This window comes from Kurthia sp. 11kri321 (genome assembly GCF_001534765.1).
In the GTDB taxonomy this organism is placed as follows: Bacteria; Bacillota; Bacilli; order Bacillales_A; family Planococcaceae; genus Kurthia; species Kurthia gibsonii.
The window spans coordinates 2,270,811-2,293,964 of record NZ_CP013217.1 but is presented as its reverse complement, the minus strand read 5'-3'; the positions used below and the strand labels follow the sequence as shown (position 1 = coordinate 2,293,964).

The window sequence follows — 23,154 nt, the reverse complement described above, 5'->3', positions numbered from 1 at the left end:
AAGGGGGTCTTGTCATGGGACAATGGGATCGATTTTTGCAGCCCTATAAACAAGCCGTAGACGAATTAAAAATTAAACTAAAAGGCATTCGTACACAATTTCAAAAGACGAATCAAACGTCACCAATCGAGTTTGTGACAGGACGTGTGAAGCCGCTCGCAAGTATTTACGATAAAACGTTAGAAAAAGGACTTGTTTTTGAGCCATCTACAAAATTAGCACATGAACTACAAGATATCGCAGGTGTTCGCATCATGTGCCAATTTGTCGATGATATTCATACGGTCATTGAGCTACTTCGTCAGCGAAATGATTTAAAGATTATAGAAGAAAAAGATTACATTACTAATGTAAAAGCAAGTGGATATCGTTCTTATCATGTAATTATTGAATATCCTGTTGCAACGATTAAAGGCGAAATGAAAATTTTAGCTGAAATTCAAATTCGTACATTGGCGATGAACTTTTGGGCATCAATTGAGCATTCATTAAATTATAAATATAAAGGTGAGTTTCCTGAAGAAATTATGAAGCGCTTGCAGTTTGCAGCAGAAGCCGCATTTCGTTTAGATGAAGAAATGTCGCTTATTCGAAATGAAATTCATGAAGCACAGCAATATTTTACAGAGTATAAAGAGTTAACGAAGCCGAACGTAGAATCTGATGAGGAGAAAGGGGATCAATCGTCATGATGAGATTCGCTATTCAATCTAGAAACGACCAAACATCAAACGAACTAGCAGAGCGAGCGATTACGCATTTAACTGATTTTGGTTTAGAATTAAATGAAGAAAAGCCGGATATTGTGTTATCAATTGGTGGAGATGGGACATTACTTCATGCATTCCATCGTTACACACATATGTTATCTGAAGTTGCTTTTGTAGGCATTCATACAGGACATTTAGGTTTTTATGCAGATTGGCAACCAGAAGAATTAGAAAAGCTAGTCATTGCGATTTCGAAAAAGGAGTTTCGTGCGATTGAATATCCGCTTCTTGAAGTGACGATTAACTATCAAAATTCAGACGAGAATTTTACATACCTTGCGCTGAATGAATCGACGGTTAAATCACCTGAAGTCACACTTGTGATGGACGTCGAATTAAATGGACGACGTTTCGAACGTTTCCGCGGAGATGGTCTTTGTGTATCAACACCGTCGGGTAGTACAGCGTATAACAAGGCGCTAGGCGGTGCGATTTTGCACCCATCATTAGAAGGTTTCCAAATTACAGAGATGGCTTCGATTAACAATCGTGTATTCCGTACAGTTGGTTCATCGCTTATTTTGCCGGCACATCATACATGTGTTTTAAAGCCCGTTCAGGCGGAAGACTTTATGGTAACGGTAGACCATGTACAATTACTACACAAAAATGTAAAATCAATACAATATCGTGTCGCAGAAGAAAAAGTACGTTTTGCTCGATTTAAAGCATTCCCATTCTGGCAACGTGTACATGATTCATTCATCGATAGCGATTTAAAGGATTAATATGACAGAACAACGATATTCGATTCAATTTCAAGCAACAAAAGAAGAGCTTCTACGCGAGGCTCTTTCTTCTTTTGGAATTTCTAAAAAAGGATTAACAGCGATTAAACATCGCGGTGGACAATTACTTGTCAATAACGAAGAAAAGACAGTGCGACATATGCTATCGGTAGGCGACCTCGTGACGATTTATTTTCCTTTAGAACAGCCGAGTGAACATATTCAACCGAGTTCAAAGTCACTCGATATTGTGTATGAAGATGCAGAAATTATCGTCTTAAATAAGCCAGAGGGACTTGCGACCATCCCTTCTTATTTACATCAGGAGGATAGTGTCGCAAGTCGTTTAGTGCATTATTTTCAGAAGAAGAACATTGCGTCAACGGTACATATTGTAAACCGTTTAGACCGTGATACTTCAGGATTAATGTGTGTTGCAAAGCACAGCTACATTCATTACATTCTATCTGAACGTCAAAAAAAGCATGAGATTCATCGTGAATATGAAGCAATTGTGGAAGGACATGTCGAGCAAGATCAGGCAGAAATTATTGCACCAATTGCTCGAAAAGAGGCGAGCATGGTGGAACGTACAGTTTCAGAGCATGGTCAATACGCACATACGGCTTATACTGTTCTAAAACGATTTACAAAAGAGGGACAGCCGATGACGCACGTTCGATTAAAGCTTTATACAGGACGTACACATCAAATTCGTGTCCATATGGCATCGATCGGTCATCCACTTGTTGGGGATGAATTATATGGTGGAAGCACAGTCTTTTTATCGCGGCAGGCGTTGCATTGTGTCTATGTATCACTTGCGCATCCGATTACGAACGAGCCGATTATATTTGAAGCTGTATTACCAGCTGAAATCGCTCAACTAAAAGGAGAGTAAATGATGAAAAAGAAAATAAGTTTACTAATTGTTAGTTTATGTCTTGTTGGAGTTGCTTTCTTCATCGCACAAAACAAGACAGCTGCTGAACCTGAAAAGAATGGCTATGAACCAGAATCCCAAGGTGACTTGATCTTTTCGATTTTGAAGTAACCAAAGAGAAGCAGAGGAATTTCCTCCGCATCTCTTTTTTTATTGATTTTTAACAGAACCGTAAGCTGTTTTGGCTTCGAATAATAAGTGAATAAAGCTTTCAAAATAAGGTACAAATTGTTCTGTTCGTAGCAATTGTAATACTTCCTCTTTTGTCGCAAAATGTGCTTCTTGCACTTCATCTTCTTGTAGTTGTAATGTGTGAACATCTACAAATGATTCAATAATATAGTAATCATCAAAACCACGTGTGAAGTTCATCGTTAATTGAGGACGCATCTCTGAAAAATCATACATAATACCAAGCTCCTCATACAATTCACGCTCCGCTGCTTGTTGGCTTGTTTCGCCTACAAGTGCTGCGCCACCGCAACTTACATCATACAGATTAGCCCAACTATTTTTAGTTTTGTGTCGTTGTTGAATAAGTAATTCACCACGTTCGTTAAAAATACAGACATGAATGACCATGTGTAAATCTTCCGGTGGAAGTGGGTCACCGCGCCTTACTTGTCGGTGTTGCTTTATACGATCTCGATTATAAATATCAAAAAATTCTTCCATGATGTTCCACCTCTCGTATTCGCACTTCTATTTTGAAATGATTACAATAATGAAAAGGGTATAACATGTAGTATAGAGGTTTCACGGTGATTTTCATAAGAAAAGGAGTTGGCACACATGGAGAATCCATTCCAGTGGGAGCATGACAAAGCCATGCAGTACAACGAAACAATTCGAAAACGTATTTTAAACTATGCATCGATTTTTGAAGTGATGCAAGATATTGTTGTAACCGATTGTCGAGAAGTTCATTCCGTCGCCATTGTTGGTGCTGGTGGAGGACAGGAACTGAGTACACTCATTGATGTTTTACCGAAAGCATGTTATTTCGCAATTGATCCATCAGAAAAAATGCTTGAACTTGCGAAATATCGTCTAATACAAGAAGGGAAAGAAGCAGATATTCAGTACATTGCAAAACCTTTCCATGAAGTAGAGGTGGATGCAGTCGATCTTATCACCTGTCATCTCGTTCTCCACTTTTTACAGACAGACGATGAAAAACGCCAATTGATTCAAGCGATTTCCGCGCGTTTAAAAGTAGGGGGTACACTATTCTTATCGAGTATAAATGGGAAGATTGGTCGTGCAGATTTTGAACAACAACTCGATGTTTGGCGTGTAGGCATGTTACGAAAAGGCGCAGCGGAGAAAGAGTGGGAGAAGTTTCGTGCGTCAATTGGCGAGCAGTTAGTGCCTATTACAGATGAAGAAGTTGTAGCATTACTCCAGCAGTACGGCTTATCACTTCTTTATCATTATGAAAAAACACATGTTATCACTGCTTCTTACTATGTGAAAATTCGATAACCATTTGAGCAAAAAATCTTATTTTATTGTGAACATAAAGTAAAGGTTCTTTTTTTATTGGCTTAATGGTTGAGAAGTAGTAGAGAGCAGTGATAGTATAGATAGTTGTGGATGTTTGAAAAAAAGGTTCACATTTTCTATTTAAAGCACTATTATTAGTAAGTGCTTTAAAAAAGGCACATTTATGAAGATTGGTTCTGATACATTTAGACTTCCTCGAAATCTAAATGAATCTTCATAAACAAATAACAAGAGCCCGAGAGGAGGGGACATGCATGATGGACGAAAAAATGGAAAAAGATGAAGTGCAATACGATGAAGAACATTTACGTGACTTGTTGCAAACAGGTGAGACAGATGCTTTTCGTGAGGAGTATTTAGCGCTGCATCCATATGATCAGGCACAGTTTTATGAGAAGGTGGGCCCAGATATACGACAGATTATCTATCAATACTTGTCCCCGAAAGAGATGTCAACGGTGTTCGAGGCTTTAGAGTTAGATGATGAAAACTACTTACCTTTCATTGATGAGATGGAAAGTACGTATGCAGCTCAGATGATTTCAGAGATGTATACGGATGACGCGGTAGACGTATTAAATGAATTAGGACAAGATCGTGTTAGCCATTTCTTAAAAATAATGGACCAAAAATCAGCGGAAGACATTCGCGATTTATTATACTACGAAGAACATACAGCAGGTTCGATTATGACGACGGAATATGTAAGTATTCCAGCGAATTCAACCGTTCGCTCTGCGATGAATATTTTGCGTAATGCAGCACCAGATGCCGAAACCATCTACTATATTTTCGTTGTGGATGATGCTAATCATTTAGTAGGCGTTATTTCTTTACGAGATTTAATTATTGCAACAGAAGATACACTCATTCACGATATTATGAATGAGCGTGTCGTAAGTGTGAATGTAACGGATGACCAAGAAGATGTTGCACAAGTAATGAAAGACTATAACTTCTTAGCAGTTCCCGTTATTAATTCACAAGGTGAAATGCTTGGAATTATTACAGTCGATGATATTATCGACGTTATCGATGAAGAGGCGAGTGAAGACTACTCAAAACTGGCCGGTGTTTCGGATATGGATACATTCGATACGAATCCATTCCAAGCGGCTAAAAAGCGTTTACCATGGCTTGTAATTTTACTATTATTAGGTATGTTAACAGCGAATTTAATTGATTTATTCACCGTTACATTAGAAAAAGTAGCTTTACTGGCTGCTTTCATTCCACTAATTGGCGGTACTTCAGGTAATAGTGGTACACAAGCATTAGCGGTAGCTGTACGCGGTATTGCGACAGGTGATGTAGAAGAAGAAAGTAAGATGAAGTTATTAGTGCGTGAAGGTTTAACAGGTGTCATTATGGGAATTGTTTGTGGGATTGTAGCCTTTTTAATCGTCTATTTATGGCAAAGTGAAGCGCTACTTGGTTTATTAGTTGCAACAGCGATTGCTTGTTCAATCTTTGTCGCAACAGTAGCAGGTTCGATTATTCCATTATTAATGCATCGTTTAAAAATTGACCCAGCAGTAGCTTCTGGTCCATTCATTACAACATTAAATGATATTACATCCATCTTAATTTATTTAGGTATTGCGACTGTATTTATCGATAGATTAATGTAATCAAAAAAGTGGAGAGTCGCAATAGCTTGCGATTCTTCACTTTTTTATATTAAAGGTTGAAAACACAGAAAATTTAATTCTTCATGTGTTAAAAATATAATAATCGGGTATTAGTTTGTAAGAAGGAGGAGATAGGTATGGGCTATATTCTACCAATTACACCGTATCAGTCTATACAATATGCGAACATTCAAAGGGCTAGTTTGTCAGAACCTTATGGACAAATTATGGCTGTAGAGATAGTTCGAAAGCAAACACGTTCTGAAAAAAGTCGTGAGCGAACTATGGATCGTATTTTTGAAGAGACGGAAAGAGAGACGGAACGTGAACAGGATGTATTACCGTTTCCGCCTATGAAACCTGTGCTTATTAAAAAACCTGAAGAAAAAACAATTGCTGAAATTACAGGGAAGGGATACATTGTGAGTACCTATGCTTAATATAAATGAATATGCGAAAAAATAAGCATGCCGTGGACACTGAAAAGTGTACATGACATGCTTATTTGTTTTATAAACGTTTTTCCATTGCGCGATATGGAATACCACCATCAATAAATTCAGGTGATGTCACATGATAGTCCATTTTCTCATAAAAAGGAACTGCATGTGTCTGTGCGAAGATTTTAATCGTTTGGATATGGACTGACTCTGGAAGTTGTGTGACGTAACCTTCTAATTTTTGCATCATACGTACACCCACTTGTTGTCTTCTGAAAGCAGGTAATACGCAAATGCGGTCGACTTTTGCGATTGATGAATCAATCAGACGGACGCGACCAGCAGCAATCGGTTGTCCTTCGTGGTAGGCAACAATGTGCTGAGATTCATCATCATATTCATCGCGTTCTAAAGGAAGAGGAATTCCCTGTTCCTTTACAAATACTTCTTGTCGAACAAAGAACGCATCTTCCAATTCTTTATCTGTATGAACCAGTGTAACGGTAATGTTTGTTACCATGAATTAGTCCTTTTGTAGACGGAATGTTTCGTACACAGTCCAAGAGCCATTTTCAAGTTGATAAAGTAAGTGAATGCGATCAATTTCTTCAGAGAAATTGATTTGTGTCATACGTAATTGTCCATAAATATCTTCTAATTCATCTGCTGTAATACCTTGTGCTAACGTAATATGAGGTACATATTGATACTGTGCAGGTCCACCGAAGTCTTCAACATGTAGTGCTTTGTTTAAATCATAAAGTGCTTCATCTGCATCTACTTTTAAATAGATGACATTATTAATCGGTTTAAACGTACCCACTTTTGGAACGGATATATGAAATGCCTTTGCATCTTTTGTTACATCAAATAAACGATTCGCTACTTCTTTTAGTCCTGCTTCATCCGTCTCTACTTCCCCGCGAAGCGTAATGTGAGGTGGAATTTGAGCGTAGTGTGAATCGTAACGCATGCGATAACCATTTGCAAAATCTTGAACTTCCTTAGAAGGAAAAGCAACAATACCATATTTCATAATAACTACCTCCATTAACATATTTATATAGTTAGTATAGCAAATGATGAAGGAAAATAGCTGAAATGCGACACACTATTTATGAAAAATTCGCATAATCGCATTTGGAAGGTCTGGTTTCCACGTTTTCCAGGTATGATTTCCTTCTAATTCGACATAATTATAATCAATTTTTCGTTGATGAAGTGCATTTTTTAATGTACGGTTTGGAGTTAAAAAGTCTTTAATCTGTCCATCTTTTGTATGTACTTCATATTCTCCTGTACCAATTGCATGATAAATATGATAATCAATACCTTCTGGAATATTTTGAACATAATGAAGCACTTCATCTGTAATCTGAGGTGAATGTAAAATGGCTTGTTGGAAAACTTCTGGGTAACGAATTAAACCAAGTAATGATACAGTTGCAGCTTGAGAGTCACCCATTAAAATATGTTCATCTGCTACATCGGATACAGCGTAATGTTCTTGTAAATAAGGTATCAATTCATGTGCTAAAAAAGTAAGGTAAGCTTCATGTTTTTTACCGCTTGGCATATATTTTTCACGTCTGTCTTCTACACTTTTATAAGGAATACCCACAACGACATGTTCATCAATATCACCATCTTCAATTTTTTCGTCTAAAATACGCGAAAGACTACCTAGTTGAAAATAATCATTGCCATCTGAAGCAATAGCTACAGGATATGACAACATTGGTGTGAAATCAGCTGGTGTATAAATTAATAACTTTAATTCCTCTTGTAAAGCGTCACTAAAAAATAATTCGGTCGTAATAGAACCCATATCCTAAAAAGCACTCCTTTAATAATTTGTAGGGAAATTGTATCATAGAAGAAGATGACTTTCATCAAGTTCAGATTAACAAGAGAGAAGGTAATAGAAATGAACCGAAAACAACCTGTTTTATCGGCAGACGTATCCATCGCTGCACGTGCAGCACTAGAACGTCGTGGTGTTACACTAATGGATATCGCAGAAATTGTATATGAGATGCAATATACATATAATGAAGGATTAACATTAGAACGCTGTGTAGAGGCAGTAGATAAAGTACTTCGAAAACGTGAAATTCAATATGCATTATTAGTAGGTATTGAATTAGATGAACTAGCTGAGAAAAAGCAATTATCACAACCACTACAACAAATTATTGAAACAGACGAAGGGTTGTTTGGTGTAGATGAAACTATCGCACTTGGCGCTGTTTTAACATATGGTAGTATTGGTGTAACAACGTATGGACATTTGGATAAACATAAAATTGGTGTTATTAAAAAATTAGATACAAAAGCAGGAGAAGGCGTGCATACATTTTTAGATGATTTAGTTGGTGCCATTGCAGCAGCTGCTTCATCTCGTTTAGCGCATCGTATTCGCGATGAAGAAGAAGCCGCTCTTCTTATTATGGAGTAACGTTCGTGTTGTTCATTGTGATTAGTATTATTATTCTACTCATGATTGTTGTGGTGTATATGCGTAAGCTAGCACCACAGCAAGAACAATACATCATTGGTGAAAAAGTAGAAGTCGTTAGCGTGATGGATGGCGATACAATGAAAGTGCGTTATAACGGACAAATAAAAAAAGTGCGTTTTTTATTAATTGATACACCAGAAATGTACCACAAGCGTATTGGAGAGCAGCCTTTTGCAAGAGAAGCACAACAGTTAAGTCGTATACTCATACAAAATGCACAAGTTGTCTCTATTATGTTTGATCGGAATGAAGAGAGAGAAGATCGCTATGGTCGTTTACTTGCATATGTCTATGCGGATGGACAGTCCATACAAGAATTATTACTTCGTTCAGGTTATGCTAGAGTGGGGTATGTTTATACCAAACAAGCACAATATGTCGATGAATTTTATGCCTTTCAAGAAGAAGCAAAACAGGCGAAAAGGGGAATTTGGCGATATGCAGGTTATGTAACAAAGAAGGGATTTCATGCAGAGGCGATTCCGCATTGGCAACCTGGGAAACAGGTAGAATCCGTTCAATTAGTAACAGAACCTAATTTATTAGCACATCAGATTAAAGGAAATATTAATCCGAAGGGCGAAAAGAGATATTATAAGCCAGGCGATCCAAATTATGATCAGGTGAACCCTGAACAATTATTTATGTCTGAAGAAGAGGCGAAGGCGGCAGGGTTTATTCGCGTTTTTCGTCCTTAATCAAGGGAATGGACAAAGGGGTGAAAGAATGACGAAAATTTATATTGCAAGACATGGTGAGACAGATTGGAATCGAGCTGGAAAATTACAAGGTGCAACCGATGTACCTTTAAATGAAGAGGGGCGTAAACAAGCAGTAGCATGCGGTAAGTTTTTTGAAGACATTGCCATTCAAGCAATTTTTACAAGCCCACTACAACGTGCAAGTGAAACAGCGAAAATCATTAATGAACAATTACATCTTCCATTAATCCAAATTGATGCTTTTCGTGAGCGAACATTTGGAGCGGCAGAAGGGATGACTTATGAAGAACGCTCTAAAGTGTACCCGCGAAAAAATTATCCGAATCAAGAAAGTTTTAAAGCGTTTCGAAAAAGATTAGTACGTGGATTACAAGAAATTTATGAAGCTTATCCAGATGAAGATGTCGCATTAATTGCACATGGTGCAGTCATTCATACATTATTTCAAATTGTTCAAAATGCGGATTTCTTTCCACAACATGCGCGTTTATCGAATGGTGGCGTAAGTACGATTTATTCAAAAGGTGGCGAATGGTGGTTAGAAGCTTATAATGATACACATCATTTACCTGAAAATACTATATAGTTATAAAGAGTTCAAATGTTCTTGAAATATAATATTTGAACTCTTTTTTAACGATATAAAGCCAATTTTTAATGTAAATTATGAATATTTTGTAAATTTTAAAATTGATAAAATCATGTACTTAAAAAGAAAAAATGCTATTTTAATAGAAAAAAATCATTTTTGTGAACGCTTTTGTTACAGTAATGTAAATATTCCATTAAGTAATGTAAATTTCAGCGTTTTTTATCTAAAAAATTGTTAATATGATGGAGAAATACAAGCAAGACTAAACACATATATGTTTTCAGGAGGAATTTATGTTTAATCGTAAAAAAGATGATCCGTTTTTCAATATTTTGTTAAAGATTGCTGAGAATGTGCAAGTAGCCATGCACTATGCAAATGATTTCCGAATCAACTCGTTAGAAGATTTAGCTGAAATCAGCGTACAAATGAAAAAATATGAAACAGACGGAGATAAATTAATTCACGAATTAATCGTTATGTTAAATAAATCGTTCATGACACCTATTGAACGTGAAGATATTTTAGCTCTAGCTAATAGTATGGATGATGTGTTAGATGGAATGGAAGAATGTATCGCACACTTTGATATGTTCTCGTTAGTAGATATTGACGATTCAATGAATACATTCATGAGTTATATTATGTTATCATCTGATGAAATCGTAAAAGCAATGCAAAAACTACAAATGAAAAAATTAGTAGATATGCGTGAAAATGCGATTCTAATTAAAGATTACGAAAGCAAATGTGATGATGTACTACGTGTATCAATCAAACAACTATTCTTACACGAACAAGATCCAATTCGAATTATTATGTTCAAAGATATTTACGAACAATTAGAAGATATCGCGGATGATTGCCAAACCGTTGCAAACACGATGGAAACAATCATTATGCGAAATGCATAGGTAGGACGGTAAACTATGGATACAATTGTTATTTTAACCATACTCGTTGTCATCTTTGCATTAGCATTTGATTTTATTAATGGTTTCCATGATACAGCGAATGCGATTGCGACATCTGTCTCGACGCGTGCTTTAAAACCAAAAACAGCTGTATTAATGGCTGCAATTATGAACTTTGTTGGTGCGATTACTTTCGTAGGGGTAGCCAAAGCGATTACCAAAGATATTGTCGATCCATTTACTTTAGGGAATGGTACACTTGTTATTTTAGCAGCGCTTATCTCAGCGATTGCTTGGAACTTAATTACATGGTACTTCGGTATCCCATCAAGTTCTTCACATGCAATTATCGGTTCGATTGCAGGGGCAGCAGTTGCAGCTGGTGGTTGGGCAATTTTAAACTATGAAGGATTTATTAAAATCCTTCAAGCATTAATTCTATCACCATTCATTGCAATTACAGTCGGTTTCCTTGTGATGAGTCTATTTAAAATTTTGTTTAAAAACTTTAATCTGTATAAAACAAATAAAGGCTTCCGTTCTGTTCAAATTGGTACAGCGGCTTTACAAGCATTCACACATGGTACGAATGATGCGCAAAAAGCAATGGGTATTATCACAATGGCTTTAATTGCAGCTGGTTGGCAAACAACAGATGAAGTACAAGGTTGGGTTCGTTTTGCCTGTGCTTTAGCAATGGGTCTAGGTACATCAATTGGTGGTTATAAAATTATTAAAACAGTTGGTGGTAAGATCATGAAAATTCGTCCAGTAAATGGTGTAGCAGCTGACTTATCTTCTGCTTCAATCATCTTTGGTGCGACATTAATTCACTTACCAGTATCAACAACACATGTTATTTCTTCTGCAATCATGGGTGTTGGTGCAGCGCAACGTGTAAAAGGTGTTAAATGGGGTGTAGCACGTAAAATTGTTTTAACGTGGATTATTACGTTACCAATTTCAGCACTATTTGCAGGCGTAGTTTATTTTATATTAGACATGTTCTTCTAAATTTATATGATATGAGGCTAGGAATTTTCCTAAGCCTCTTTTTTATTTTAGACATCTGATTGACACATTCACGTTATAAAGTATGAATTGTACAGGTCATGTACAATGTATAAAGAAAGGGGTTCGTTATGTCCATTTTACTTGATTCGATTCAATCGAATGCATTTTTAAGTCAGTTGTTACAAACGTCATCTACGTCAACTGCTGATTCAACATCGTTTTCTGTTTCAACAGAAGGAACTACAGACTTTGCTGAGTTGTTATTAAAGCAATTAAGTAGCGTGACAACTTCTAATGATTCAAGTGCCCTCCAACAACAACTTGTCCAATTAGAAGAACAACTTGGTCAAACAACACAAACACAAAGTACAACAACAAATGCAACAAAAGAATTGATTCAGTTAATGACAGCTACAGCACAACTTGCGATGATACAGACGCTTGCATCGCAAACAGATTCATCTTCTTCGTCTAAAGAAGATGAGGCAGTTGAAAATACTGCACAGTCTAATCCAGTAGCCACTCAGTCGGCTGCTCTAAACCAAACATCGCTTTTTTAATTCATTTTAGATTTCTCCCAATCTAAATAAAAAAACGAATTGTACATTCAATTGTACAGTTCGTTTTTTCATGTAGACAAAATAAAAAGAGCGGGGGCTCATCAAACTTTCCCCGCTCATCTTGAAGTCTTTTTCCAGCAATCCGTGCTGTTATGAAAAAGACTTTTGTTATTCTACAAGAGAATAACGATAGGTTTGGCACCTAGTAATTTATTATACGTGTTTTTAATAAATTGTCTAGCATTCATTTTGCTAATGGAATAAACCAGATTCTTTTGACTTTTTGAGTAGATGTGCAGTTCCACGATTAACAGGATTTTTGAACAGAGCACCAATGATTAAGAATGCAACTGCAATCCCAATAAGAACAGTCATATCTAATGCGACCTTTGACCAAATAATACCTGCCACAGCTTCACGTACCATTTCAATTGCATAGGTGAAAGGAAGGAAAGGATTAATGATTTGGAAGAATTTTGGTAGTAATACAACTGGATATGTTCCGCCAGCACCTGCTAATTGTAGAACGAGTAATACAATGGAAAGTGCCTTTCCGACATTATTAAATAGTGATACAAGTGTATAAACAATTGTCATGAATACCATACTAATGAATACACAGAACAAGATAAAGAATAATGGTGAAACAGGTTGAACACCGATAATTAAAATTGTACCGCTCGACATAACGAGCGCTTGACAAATACCAATCACCCAGAAAATTAATAATTTACCGAAGTAAATCTCGCTATATTTATAGTTTTCTGGTTTTTTTACATTGACACTTAAGAGGGACATGAGTAAGAGTCCACCTACCCAAAGTGAAAGAACACCGTAGAATGGCGTCATACCAGTTCCATAATTCTTAACAGGGAATACAGCATTTTCTTTTAATTTAATTGGTTCTTCAAAGAAAGATTTTTCTTTATTTGGATTGTTTAATAATAGTTTAATTAATTTATTTATATCCACTTTGTCATCGAACTGACGAAGCTTCCCTGCGAGTTCATCCACTTTCGATTTTAAAAATGGATATTTTCCAAGTGCATCGTTTAAAGCAGTCTGTCCAGTATTAACATAACCACTTGTTTCATCTAAAACAGATTGTGCTTTTGGTAATGATACTTGTAATTCTGTCAACATACTTTGTGCTTGTGTTAATGTTTGCTTTGCATTTGCAAGTTCTTTTTTGATATCCGGAGAAATCGTATTTTGATAAGAACGAATAAATTGATTCATTTCGGAAGTAATACGTTGTGCTAAAGCATCTAATTCTTTTTGAGCAGTTTGAATGTTATTTTTAGCTGTGCTTACATCTGCATCAAGTGTACGAATATTACGTTGTGTACTTTGTAAACTTGCTTTTGTCGCGCGAATGTCCTTAATAGCAGGTGTTAAAGTAGCATTTGCTTCGTTTAACTTGTTCGCTTGGTTGAATCGTTTGATGGTTAAAAGTGCGCTCTCGATTGAAGTTAACCGATTAATGGATTGTGTTGTTTGTTCCATAATTGCATTTTGCTTTTGGACAAGTCCAGATGTATCAATAGACCTTTGTTCAATCGTCTTTCGAATATTACGTATTTCTTGCATGGCGCTTTGTAATGTTTTTAAATCCTGTTCAATACGAGGCTCTAAAGTATCCATCGCTTTTTGTGCAGTTGTTACATATGTCATGGCCGTAGTAACTGTATTTAAGCCCTCAGTTGTTGTTTGTGCAGCCTCAGGTATTTTCGCTTTGGCTTCTTTTAACATTTGATCAGCAGTATTGGCAGTCTTTTTAGCACCTAATAATTCTTTATGAATACCTGGTAAGTCTTTTTCAAGTTGAAAAATGAATTTTTCAAAGTTTTGAATATCAGGTAAGTTTTTTTGAATGTCAATTCCTAATTTGTTATAAAGTTCGAAAATAGTCCCATTAACTGTTCCAACGAATTTGCTACTCATGGTCGTAACAAGCATAGAAGCTCCACGATCTGTAATTTTAGGTGCGATGGAATTAATTTTTTCATTCACATAGTACTCCATTTGAGCTTTTTGAGGAGAGTCATTTGTGATGGTACTTAACTTTTTCGAAAAGTCTTTAGGAACGACGATAACAGCAAATAAATCCCCATTTCTTAATTCGTCCATAGCCTTATCTTTATTTAAAAATTGCCAATCCATTTCTTTATTTTTCTTTAGGTTGGCTACAAGGTCATCCCCTGCTCTGACAGATTGATTCTCAATCTTGCCTCCTTCATCCTCATTGACAATACCTACAGGGATATTCTTAGTATTGCCATAAGGGTCCCAGGATGCAGCAATGTTTAACCATGCATATAGCGATGGAAGAACGATTAAACCGACAATAATAGCGGCTGAAACCCAATTAGTTAGTAAGTGGTGCATATCATTTTTAAAGATTCCCCAAATTTTTTTCATACGAATCCCCCTTTGTAAAAATTTACCCAAATTCGTGAACATTGAAGCAATAACTTATACAATGATATACTAAAACCACATATTTTAGGAAATTAAAGGAGGAAATGAGAATGACCAATGTAACAGCAGAAGAAATCCATCAAATCATTCAAAAGCAAAATACTTATTATAGTTCAGGAGAAACTAGAACGCTGGCTTTTCGAAAACAGCAATTAAAGGCATTAAAAGCGAGTATTTCAAAATACGAAAAAGAAATCAAACAAGCGTTGTATAAGGATTTACGTAAGAGTGAATTTGAAGCTTTTACAACAGAGATTGGCATTATTTATTCGAGTATTAGTCATGCTTTGAAGTATTTAGAAGAATGGATGCATCCAGTTAGTGTTCCAACACCTGTTCAATTTCAGCCAGGTAAAAGTATGATTGTTCATGATCCATATGGTGTTACATTAATTATTGGTCCATTCAACTATCCGTTCCAACTTGTAATGGAACCACTAATTGGTGCAATCATTGGTGGGAATACAGCTGTTGTGAAGCCATCGGAATCAGCAGTAGAGACATGTAAGATTATTCGCACGATTTTAGAAGAAACATTTAGACCAGAATATATCGCGGTTGTAGAAGGGGAAAAAGAGGAGACGAATGCACTGATTCATGCACCGTTTGATTTTATCTTCTTTACAGGAAGTGTAGCTGTTGGGAAAATTGTAGCGAAGGCAGCTGCGAATCGTTTAACACCACATGTTCTTGAACTTGGCGGTAAGAGCCCTGTAATTGTTGATCAAACAGCAAATTTAGAAGTGGCAGCAAAACGTGTCGTATGGGGTAAATTCGTCAATGCAGGTCAGACATGTATCGCACCAGATTATGTTTTTGTTCATGAGTCCGTAAAAGCGCCTTTCATTCGTCAAATTAAAAAAGTATTAAGTAAATTTTATGGTTCAAATCCACAACAAAGTAAAGATTTTGGTCGTATTATTAATACACGTCAGTTTGACCGATTAAATGGTTTATTACAACAACATCGTAGTGACATTTTATTCGGCGGTGAAACAGATCGCGAAGATTTATATATGGCACCAACAATTTTACAAGATATCACATGGGATTCTCCAATTATGCAAGACGAAATTTTCGGCCCGATTTTGCCAATTCTTGTTTATACAGATTTAACACATCTCATACATCAAATTAATCGTCGACCTAAACCATTAGCTGCTTATTTCTTCTCTGAAACTGAAAAAGCGATTCAATATTTCTTAGATGAATTAGCATTTGGTGGTGGCTGTATTAATGAAACCATTATGCACGTTGCATCGTGGCACCTTCCGTTCGGTGGTGTTGGCGAATCAGGTGTTGGGAATTATCATGGTAAGGCTAGTTTTGAAGCATTTACCCATCAAAAATCAGTACTAAAACGTTCATCTAAATTAGCAAATAACTTGTTGTATCCACCATATAAACAAAAAGCAACACTCGTAAAAACTATTTTAAGATAAAAAATCGAGCCTGGGACAGAACAAAATAATATGTTTCAAATACGAATAATCAAATCAATTGAACGCGTAGAAAACGACTCCTGCGAGAATAGCGTGAGCTAAAAACCCCACAGGAATGAAGTGACGAGGAGTTTGAAGCCGTGCCCGAACGCTACGTAATGTAGTGGGGCAGGGTTTGCAACAGGACGTTGCGTTCTTTTCTTACCTACCTCTATTCATTTTTCGAAGCGAAAATTGATCTGAATGAACAAATCCCGTATGATTTTTCGAATCATACGGGATTTGTTATGTTGAAAATACTTTTGTCTCAGGCTCTTTTTTATACTTCGTTTTGTTGTGCGAGCGGTAATGTAATCGTAATGGTCGTTCCGAAATCTGGTTCACTGGTTACATGAATCTTTCCCTTATGTTCTTGAATAATATCATAAGTTACCATCATGCCAATACCATTCCCTTGATCTTTTGTTGTAAAGAAGGGTTCGAACATTTTTTCAACGGTTTCTTTGGACATACCACAACCGCTATCAGAGATGACAAGTTGTACAGATTGTTCTTCAATGATGCTGCTTGAAACGATTATATTCCCATTTGTACCAATAGCCTCTAAAGCATTTTTAAAAATATTAATAAATACTTGACGCAATTTATTTGGATAGCCATGGATAACAGCAGGTTGATCGTTCAAGTGAGATTCTAAATCAATTTCATTGGCATGCATATTTGGTTTAAAGAATAATAGCATAGCTCTTAAAATTTCTTGTACGTCAAAAACTTCTTTTTCAGTATCTGTTTTTTCACGAGCTAAAATTAAGAATTCATTAATGATTAAATCAATTCGCTTAATTTCTTCGTCAATTAAGCCATAAAAGTAGGCATGTGGAGAATCTTTATCTTGTTGCATCATCTGCGTAAAGCCTGAAATAACCGTTAATGGATTTCTGATTTCATGTGCTACAGTTGCAGCCATGCCTTGAGCAAAATCGAGCTTTTCAGATTGTACGAGCAATCTCTCAGCTTCTTTACGATAAGAAATATCACGCGTAATAACAGATGTAGCGATAATTTCACCATCATGGTTGAAAATCGGAGATAATGTCACTTCCGCATCAAATAATGTACCATCTCGACGCATATCAACAGTTTCGAGTAAATCAAAACTTTCACCATTCAGCATGCGTGCCATTCGATCGCGTGATTCTTCAAATTGTCCTGTTGGTACCATTGGCAGTTGTTTACCAATACACTCATTCATATCCCAACCGTATAACTTTTCAAAAGCAGGATTAACTGCAATAACGTCATTATTCAAATCAAATACAGCCATACTATCTTTTGCATTTTCAAAAAATAGTTTTAAATACCCTTCTTTTGATAAGAATTCCTGTTCTATTTGATCGTTTTTTGTTTCGATATTTCGGTAAGAAATACTAAAATAGTACCCTTGAATAAGGCTTGTCGCACATAAAAATGCGAGTATAATCAATAATACAACTAAATTCGTTTGTCCGAATGTTTCCATTAGTGTTGGATATTGTGCATATATCAACCAACCTATTTCAGCTGCAAAGACGACCATAATCGCCGCATTCAAGTAGGCTGATTGATAAATTGAGACAATAAAAAGTCCTAAAACTGGTAGAATACATGAGTAAATATTTTGAGATTCATAAATTGTATGTACGAGTAGAACATTAATTGTCATAACAATAAAGCCGCAAACGACTAAATCGTTCACGCGAAGTTGATAAAGTAAATACGCTGTGGCGCAAAGCATGAGAGAGAGCCAGGGAAAGCTATGAAGCCCCTTAGCAAATCCAGTTGCCATTAGAACCGTATATAGAAAAATACTTGTCATAATAATAAATAACACAATTTTATTCCGTTTACGTAAACTAGAAGTAGTGTGCTTCATATGAAAAAACACCTCGAATCGATTAATACATCTATCATACAGTATTTGACGGTGTCGGAAAATGTCATATTCTGATATTATGGAATAAATATAAGAGGGGGCTTTCTAAATTGAGTATTTTTAATGAGACTGAAACAATTGCTTTACTAGAAAAACTAACGAACACACCGAGCCCTACTGGGTACACGAAAAAAATCATGCAAGTGATGGCGACAATTTTCGACGAAATCGGTGTTCCTTATACACGAACGAATAAAGGCGCATTAATTGTGACACTGAAAGGTGAGAACGATGAACGTCATCGTTTATTAACAGCACATACAGATACACTAGGTGCTATGGTAAAAGAAGTGAAGTCTTCAGGTCGCTTATCTTTATCGATGATTGGCGGATTTAATTGGAATGCAGTAGAAGGTGAGTATTGTACAATTCATACAGCGTCTGGCGAAGAAATTCGTGGAACGATTTTAATGCACGAAACATCTGTACACGTATATCGCGGTGCAAGTAGTTTACCACGCGATGAAAAACATATCGAAGTACGTGTAGATGCTAGAGTGAAAAATGCAGACGATACGCGCGCACTTGGAATTGAAGTAGGTGACTTTGTCTCATTCGACAATCGTTTTGAACAAACAGATACAGGCTTCATTAAAACACGTCATTTAGATGATAAAGCGAGTACGACATTATTAATTGAACTGGTAAAGTATGTACATCAAAAACAAATCACATTACCTTATACAACACATATTTATATTTCAAATAATGAAGAAATTGGTTATGGTGGTAATTCAAATATTCCAGAAAAAACAGTCGAGTACATTGCAGTTGATATGGGGGCAATTGGTGACGGGCAACAAACAGATGAATACACAGTATCCATCTGCGCAAAAGACTCGAGTGGCCCTTATCACTATGAATTAACACAACAACTTGTGCGACTTGCAAAAGCAAATCAAATTGATTATAAGCTAGACATTTACCCTTATTATGGATCAGATGCCTCGGCTGCGATTAAAGCAGGGGCAGATGTTCGTCATGCTTTATTCGGTGCAGGTATTGAATCTTCTCATGCCTATGAGCGAACGCATATGGATTCTTTACGTCATACAGCAGATTTACTTTATGCATATGTGATGTCGCCAATGGTAGATGAAGAGGAGGAAGCATAATATGCAAGCAACACAATTATTACAATGTTTACCGATTAAAAAAATTATCGGAACATTACCAGAAAATATTAAAGATATTGCCATCGATTCACGCAATGTACAAGATAAAACCATTTTTATCTGTATTAAAGGTTATACAGTCGATGCACATGATTTTGCACAACAAGCAGTGGATCAAGGTGCAACAATTGTTGTAGTCGATCATGTACTTGATTTAACAGGGGATGTCGCACAAGTCGTTGTAGAAGACACAAGTCGCGCACTTGGTTTACTCGCAGCAAAATTCTTCGATTATCCTTCAAAAGATTTAACGATGTTTGGTGTAACAGGTACAAATGGTAAAACGTCTGTTGCGACAATGATTCAAAATGTTTTACAAGGACTAGGTGTACGTTCAGCACTATCTGGCACAATCGGTTTTAACTTGAATGGTGTTATGTACGATTCAGCGAATACAACAAGTGATGCATTGACAACACAACAAATGATTTTCCGTGCTAAAGCAGAAGGTTGTCGTGGCATGATTATGGAAGTATCTTCACATGGACTTGTATTAGGTCGTTTAGCAGGCGTTGAATTCGACGTTGCAATCTTTACAAATTTAACGCATGATCATTTAGATTTCCACGGTACAATGGAAAACTACGGTAACGCCAAAGGAATGTTATTCTCTCAACTTGGACAAGACCTTGAAAAAGATAAACATGCCGTATTAAATTCAGATGATCCATGGTCTAAAACATATGCTGGGTTAACACCTTATCCAATCTGGACATATGCGATTCATGATGACAACGCTGTATTCCAAGGATTAAATATTAAATACCATGATGAACATACAGAGTTCGATATGAAAACACCAGAAGGTACAAAACACGTCGAATTAAAGTTACTTGGTGAATTCAATGTTTACAATATGTTAGCCGCAACAGCAGCTCTTTATTGTAAAGGTTACGCATTAGATGATATTATTCAACAATTTGAACATATGATGCCGATTAAAGGGCGCATGCAAAAAATTGAGACAGGTAAACTACCAATTTCAATTTTTGTCGATTATGCACATACGCCAGATGCAATTGAAAAAGCGATTACAGCAGCTATGCCATACAAAGAGAAAAAATTAATTTTTGTCATCGGTACAGGCGGTAATCGTGATAAATCAAAACGTCCAGACATGGCACGCATGGCTTCAATGGCTGATTACGTTATTTTAACAACGGATGATCCACGCTATGAAGCATATGATTCAATTGTAGGTGATTTAGAAAAAGGTATGACACATGATAACTATGCATGTATTGGTGACCGCGCAGAAGCAGTTCGCCATGCAGTAGAAATTGCGGAACCAGGTGATTTAATCTTATTCGCTGGTAAAGGTCATGAAGATTATCAAATTATTGAAGATACAAAGTATCCACATAGCGATGCAGAAATTGCGCTGATTGCAGCAAAAGAAAAATTCGGTATGTAAGATTCAAAAGAAGTTGTGGTTGAAATAAGCCACAACTTCTTTTTTAATTCGATGTGCTTTTACTTTAGGGGTTTTTCTCATATGATAATTTTGATATAATCGTAAGGTTAGAAACGTAAATAATGAACGAATCATATACAAACTCATAGGTAAGGAACGGTGATACCCGATGTAGACAAACCTTCAACCAACCATTTATGAAAATATATGATAGTAGAAGGAGCAAAATAATGAGCACAACATTAGAACAAGAAATTTTATCACGTCGTACCTTTGCGATTATCTCTCACCCCGATGCTGGTAAAACAACAATTACAGAAAAACTTTTATACTTTGGTGGCGCGATTCGTGATGCTGGTACTGTAAAAGGTAAAAAATCAGGTAAATTCGCAACATCTGACTGGATGGAAATCGAAAAACAACGTGGTATTTCGGTTACATCATCTGTTATGCAATTTGATTATGCAGATTGCCGTATCAACATCTTAGATACACCTGGACACCAAGATTTCTCAGAAGATACGTATCGTACATTAATGGCTGTAGATAGTGCGGTCATGGTTGTCGATGCTGCAAAAGGGATTGAGGAACAAACGAAGAAGTTATTCCAAGTATGTCGTATGCGTGGTATTCCAATCTTCACATTCATTAATAAATTAGACCGTCAAGGTAAAGAACCACTAGAATTAATGGAAGAATTAGAAGAAGTATTAGGCATTCAAACATATGCGATGAATTGGCCAATCGGTATGGGGAAAGAATTCTTAGGGATTTATGACCGCTACAATAATCGTATTGAACAATTCCGTACGGAAGAAGAAGATCGCTTCATTCCTTTAAATGCAGAAGGTGGAATAGATGTTGAGAACGATATGACAAAAACATCTTACTACACACAAGCTTTAGACGATATTCTATTATTAGATGAAGCTGGTAATGACTTCTCTGAAGAAGCGATTGCAAAAGGTCAATTAACACCTGTATTCTTCGGTTCAGCTTTAACAAACTTCGGAGTGCAAACATTCCTTGAAACGTACTTAAAGTTTGCGCCAGGTCCACAACCACGTTTGACAGAACAAGAAACAATTGTAGAACCAACAGATGAAGAATTCTCAGGATTCGTATTCAAAATCCAAGCAAATATGAACCCAGCTCACCGCGACCGTATCGCATTCGTTCGTATCGTATCAGGTAAATTTACGCGTGGTATGAACGTAATGATGACACGTACAGCAAAATCATTCAAAGTGACACAGGCGACAACGTTCTTAGCAGACGACCGTGAAACAGCGGATGAAGCTGTAGCGGGTGATATTATCGGTTTATATGATACAGGTAACTACCAAATTGGGGATACAATTGTCGGCGGCAAAAAGAAATTCCAGTTTGAAAAACTACCACAATTCACACCTGAATTATTCGTACGTGTAACAGCGAAAAACGTCATGAAGCAAAAGCACTTCCATAAAGGTATTGAGCAATTAGTACAAGAAGGTGCGATTCAATACTACAAAACATTACACACAGAAGATACAATTCTTGGTGCAGTTGGTCAATTACAATTTGAAGTATTTGAAAATCGTATGAAGAATGAGTATAACGTAGATGTGGTTATGCAACCAATCGGTTCGAAAATTGCCCGTTGGATTGAAAATGAAGAAGACGTAAAAGACTCAATGACAGGTCCACGTAGTATGCTTGTAAATGATCGTTTTGGTAATAAGGTATTCTTATTCGAAAATGAATTTGCAATGCGTTGGTTCAATGATAAATATCCAGAAATTCGTTTATATAGCTTACTATAAGATGAAACAGGCTGGGACAAAACAAGTCACTTCCCTCTTTTAGCGTTCGCAACGAAAAACTGGAATCGCGCTATAGCGCGGTTCCAGTTTTTCTTATGCTCATGTGGGATGTGTTTTTTTGCACTTATGTCCCAACCTGTTTTTTGATTGAATCTCTTTTAAAAAGTAGATTTTTCATATAATATATAAGTTGATGCTTATATAAGGAGGGGTTAGATGAATCAAGACCAACTCATTCAACAGCTAAAGGCAGTAAGCGATGCCAATCGTTTAAAATTACTCGCCGCTTTAAAAAATGGAGAATGTTGTGTTTGTGATTTTGTACCATTACTACAAATTTCACAACCTGCTGTCAGTCAGCAATTGAAAAAACTAAAAGACGCATCTATTATTCAAGAGCGAAAAGAAGGAGCATGGCGCTACTATCGTTTAGTAGATTCATTATCACCTGTCATACAAGCTGTACTAGATGAATTAGAACCTATTACGATTCCATCATCGTGTTCAAAATAGGTAGGAGGAAA

24 protein-coding genes are annotated in these 23,154 nt (G+C 36.5%); 18 read left to right on the top strand and 6 right to left on the bottom strand.

Annotated elements, in window-relative coordinates:
* Positions 1–14 precede the first annotated feature (14 nt).
* From ASO14_RS11575 to ASO14_RS15055, 4 genes are read left to right on the top strand one after another with little or no spacing between them, the layout of a single operon-like run.
* Positions 15–692 (top strand): GTP diphosphokinase, encoded by a 678-nt coding sequence (locus ASO14_RS11575; RefSeq protein WP_068455387.1) that lies wholly within the window; start codon positions 15–17, stop codon positions 690–692.
* Positions 692–1,498, top strand: coding sequence for an NAD kinase (locus tag ASO14_RS11570; protein ID WP_068457533.1), 807 nt, complete (start codon positions 692–694; stop codon positions 1,496–1,498). Before ASO14_RS11575 ends, ASO14_RS11570 begins: the two co-directional genes overlap by 1 nt.
* A gap of 1 nt (position 1,499) precedes the next feature.
* Positions 1,500–2,399, top strand: a complete 900-nt coding sequence (locus tag ASO14_RS11565) for an RluA family pseudouridine synthase (RefSeq protein WP_068455385.1) — start codon at positions 1,500–1,502, stop codon at positions 2,397–2,399.
* A gap of 3 nt (positions 2,400–2,402) precedes the next feature.
* A complete protein-coding gene (locus ASO14_RS15055; protein WP_156422372.1) occupies positions 2,403–2,552 on the top strand; it encodes a hypothetical protein in 150 nt (49 codons plus the stop codon).
* A 39-nt stretch (positions 2,553–2,591) separates the two neighbouring features.
* On the opposite strand, the gene ASO14_RS11560 is transcribed toward ASO14_RS15055, so the two are convergent.
* Positions 2,592–3,116: an NUDIX hydrolase gene (locus tag ASO14_RS11560; protein WP_068455383.1), complete on the bottom strand. Its 525-nt coding sequence runs from the start codon at positions 3,114–3,116 to the stop codon at positions 2,592–2,594.
* Positions 3,117–3,233: 117 nt separating this feature from the next.
* On the opposite strand from ASO14_RS11560, the gene ASO14_RS11555 reads away from it, so the two are divergent.
* The 3 genes from ASO14_RS11555 (at position 3,234) to ASO14_RS11545 (ending at position 6,018) form a co-directional block, all read left to right on the top strand.
* Positions 3,234–3,926: a class I SAM-dependent methyltransferase gene (locus ASO14_RS11555; RefSeq protein ID WP_068455381.1), complete on the top strand. Its 693-nt coding sequence runs from the start codon at positions 3,234–3,236 to the stop codon at positions 3,924–3,926.
* Positions 3,927–4,201: 275 nt separating this feature from the next.
* Positions 4,202–5,578: a magnesium transporter gene (mgtE, locus tag ASO14_RS11550; RefSeq protein ID WP_068455379.1), complete on the top strand. Its 1,377-nt coding sequence runs from the start codon at positions 4,202–4,204 to the stop codon at positions 5,576–5,578.
* 137 nt (positions 5,579–5,715) lie between these two features.
* Positions 5,716–6,018, top strand: a complete 303-nt coding sequence (locus tag ASO14_RS11545) for a hypothetical protein (RefSeq protein WP_068455376.1) — start codon at positions 5,716–5,718, stop codon at positions 6,016–6,018.
* A gap of 70 nt (positions 6,019–6,088) precedes the next feature.
* Here the strand turns inward: ASO14_RS11545 and ASO14_RS11540 are convergent, their stop codons facing one another.
* The 3 genes from ASO14_RS11540 to ASO14_RS11530 form a co-directional block, all read right to left on the bottom strand.
* Positions 6,089–6,538, bottom strand: coding sequence for a GNAT family N-acetyltransferase (locus ASO14_RS11540; RefSeq protein ID WP_068455373.1), 450 nt, complete (start codon positions 6,536–6,538; stop codon positions 6,089–6,091).
* Between the two features lie 3 nt (positions 6,539–6,541).
* Positions 6,542–7,054, bottom strand: coding sequence for a 2'-5' RNA ligase family protein (locus tag ASO14_RS11535; protein ID WP_068455371.1), 513 nt, complete (start codon positions 7,052–7,054; stop codon positions 6,542–6,544).
* Between the two features lie 75 nt (positions 7,055–7,129).
* Positions 7,130–7,846 (bottom strand): alpha/beta hydrolase, encoded by a 717-nt coding sequence (locus ASO14_RS11530; protein ID WP_068455368.1) that lies wholly within the window; start codon positions 7,844–7,846, stop codon positions 7,130–7,132.
* A 99-nt stretch (positions 7,847–7,945) separates the two neighbouring features.
* On the opposite strand from ASO14_RS11530, the gene ASO14_RS11525 reads away from it, so the two are divergent.
* The 6 genes from ASO14_RS11525 (at position 7,946) to ASO14_RS11500 (ending at position 12,341) form a co-directional block, all read left to right on the top strand.
* Positions 7,946–8,476: a phosphatidylglycerophosphatase A family protein gene (locus tag ASO14_RS11525; protein WP_068455365.1), complete on the top strand. Its 531-nt coding sequence runs from the start codon at positions 7,946–7,948 to the stop codon at positions 8,474–8,476.
* 5 nt (positions 8,477–8,481) lie between these two features.
* Positions 8,482–9,237, top strand: a complete 756-nt coding sequence (locus ASO14_RS11520) for a thermonuclease family protein (RefSeq protein ID WP_068455362.1) — start codon at positions 8,482–8,484, stop codon at positions 9,235–9,237.
* A gap of 28 nt (positions 9,238–9,265) precedes the next feature.
* Positions 9,266–9,847: a histidine phosphatase family protein gene (locus ASO14_RS11515; RefSeq protein WP_068455359.1), complete on the top strand. Its 582-nt coding sequence runs from the start codon at positions 9,266–9,268 to the stop codon at positions 9,845–9,847.
* A 299-nt stretch (positions 9,848–10,146) separates the two neighbouring features.
* Entirely contained in the window at positions 10,147–10,767 is a 621-nt protein-coding gene (locus tag ASO14_RS11510) for a DUF47 domain-containing protein (RefSeq protein ID WP_068455357.1), read from the top strand.
* 15 nt (positions 10,768–10,782) lie between these two features.
* Positions 10,783–11,781, top strand: a complete 999-nt coding sequence (locus ASO14_RS11505; RefSeq protein WP_068455354.1) for an inorganic phosphate transporter — start codon at positions 10,783–10,785, stop codon at positions 11,779–11,781.
* A 128-nt stretch (positions 11,782–11,909) separates the two neighbouring features.
* Complete coding sequence (locus tag ASO14_RS11500; RefSeq protein WP_068455351.1) at positions 11,910–12,341, top strand: hypothetical protein; 432 nt, start codon at positions 11,910–11,912, stop codon at positions 12,339–12,341.
* 252 nt (positions 12,342–12,593) lie between these two features.
* On the opposite strand, the gene ASO14_RS11495 is transcribed toward ASO14_RS11500, so the two are convergent.
* Positions 12,594–14,762 (bottom strand): YhgE/Pip domain-containing protein, encoded by a 2,169-nt coding sequence (locus tag ASO14_RS11495; protein WP_068455348.1) that lies wholly within the window; start codon positions 14,760–14,762, stop codon positions 12,594–12,596.
* 110 nt (positions 14,763–14,872) lie between these two features.
* On the opposite strand from ASO14_RS11495, the gene ASO14_RS11490 reads away from it, so the two are divergent.
* On the top strand, positions 14,873–16,264 hold the full coding sequence (locus ASO14_RS11490) for an aldehyde dehydrogenase (protein ID WP_068455345.1): 1,392 nt from the start codon (positions 14,873–14,875) through the stop codon (positions 16,262–16,264).
* Between the two features lie 319 nt (positions 16,265–16,583).
* Here ASO14_RS11490 and ASO14_RS11485 read toward each other — a convergent pair whose 3' ends face one another.
* Positions 16,584–18,176, bottom strand: coding sequence for a two-component system sensor histidine kinase NtrB (locus ASO14_RS11485; RefSeq protein ID WP_082701466.1), 1,593 nt, complete (start codon positions 18,174–18,176; stop codon positions 16,584–16,586).
* 110 nt (positions 18,177–18,286) lie between these two features.
* Between ASO14_RS11485 and ASO14_RS11480 the strand changes: the two genes are divergently transcribed.
* The 4 genes from ASO14_RS11480 to ASO14_RS11465 all read left to right on the top strand — a co-directional run bounded on the left by ASO14_RS11480 (position 18,287) and on the right by ASO14_RS11465 (position 23,143).
* On the top strand, positions 18,287–19,351 hold the full coding sequence (locus ASO14_RS11480; protein WP_068455342.1) for a M42 family metallopeptidase: 1,065 nt from the start codon (positions 18,287–18,289) through the stop codon (positions 19,349–19,351).
* Between the two features lies 1 nt (position 19,352).
* Complete coding sequence (locus tag ASO14_RS11475; RefSeq protein ID WP_068455339.1) at positions 19,353–20,825, top strand: UDP-N-acetylmuramoyl-L-alanyl-D-glutamate--2,6-diaminopimelate ligase; 1,473 nt, start codon at positions 19,353–19,355, stop codon at positions 20,823–20,825.
* Between the two features lie 230 nt (positions 20,826–21,055).
* Positions 21,056–22,630 (top strand): peptide chain release factor 3, encoded by a 1,575-nt coding sequence (locus ASO14_RS11470; RefSeq protein WP_068455336.1) that lies wholly within the window; start codon positions 21,056–21,058, stop codon positions 22,628–22,630.
* A gap of 216 nt (positions 22,631–22,846) precedes the next feature.
* Positions 22,847–23,143: an ArsR/SmtB family transcription factor gene (locus ASO14_RS11465; protein WP_068455333.1), complete on the top strand. Its 297-nt coding sequence runs from the start codon at positions 22,847–22,849 to the stop codon at positions 23,141–23,143.
* Positions 23,144–23,154: the final 11 nt, after the last annotated feature.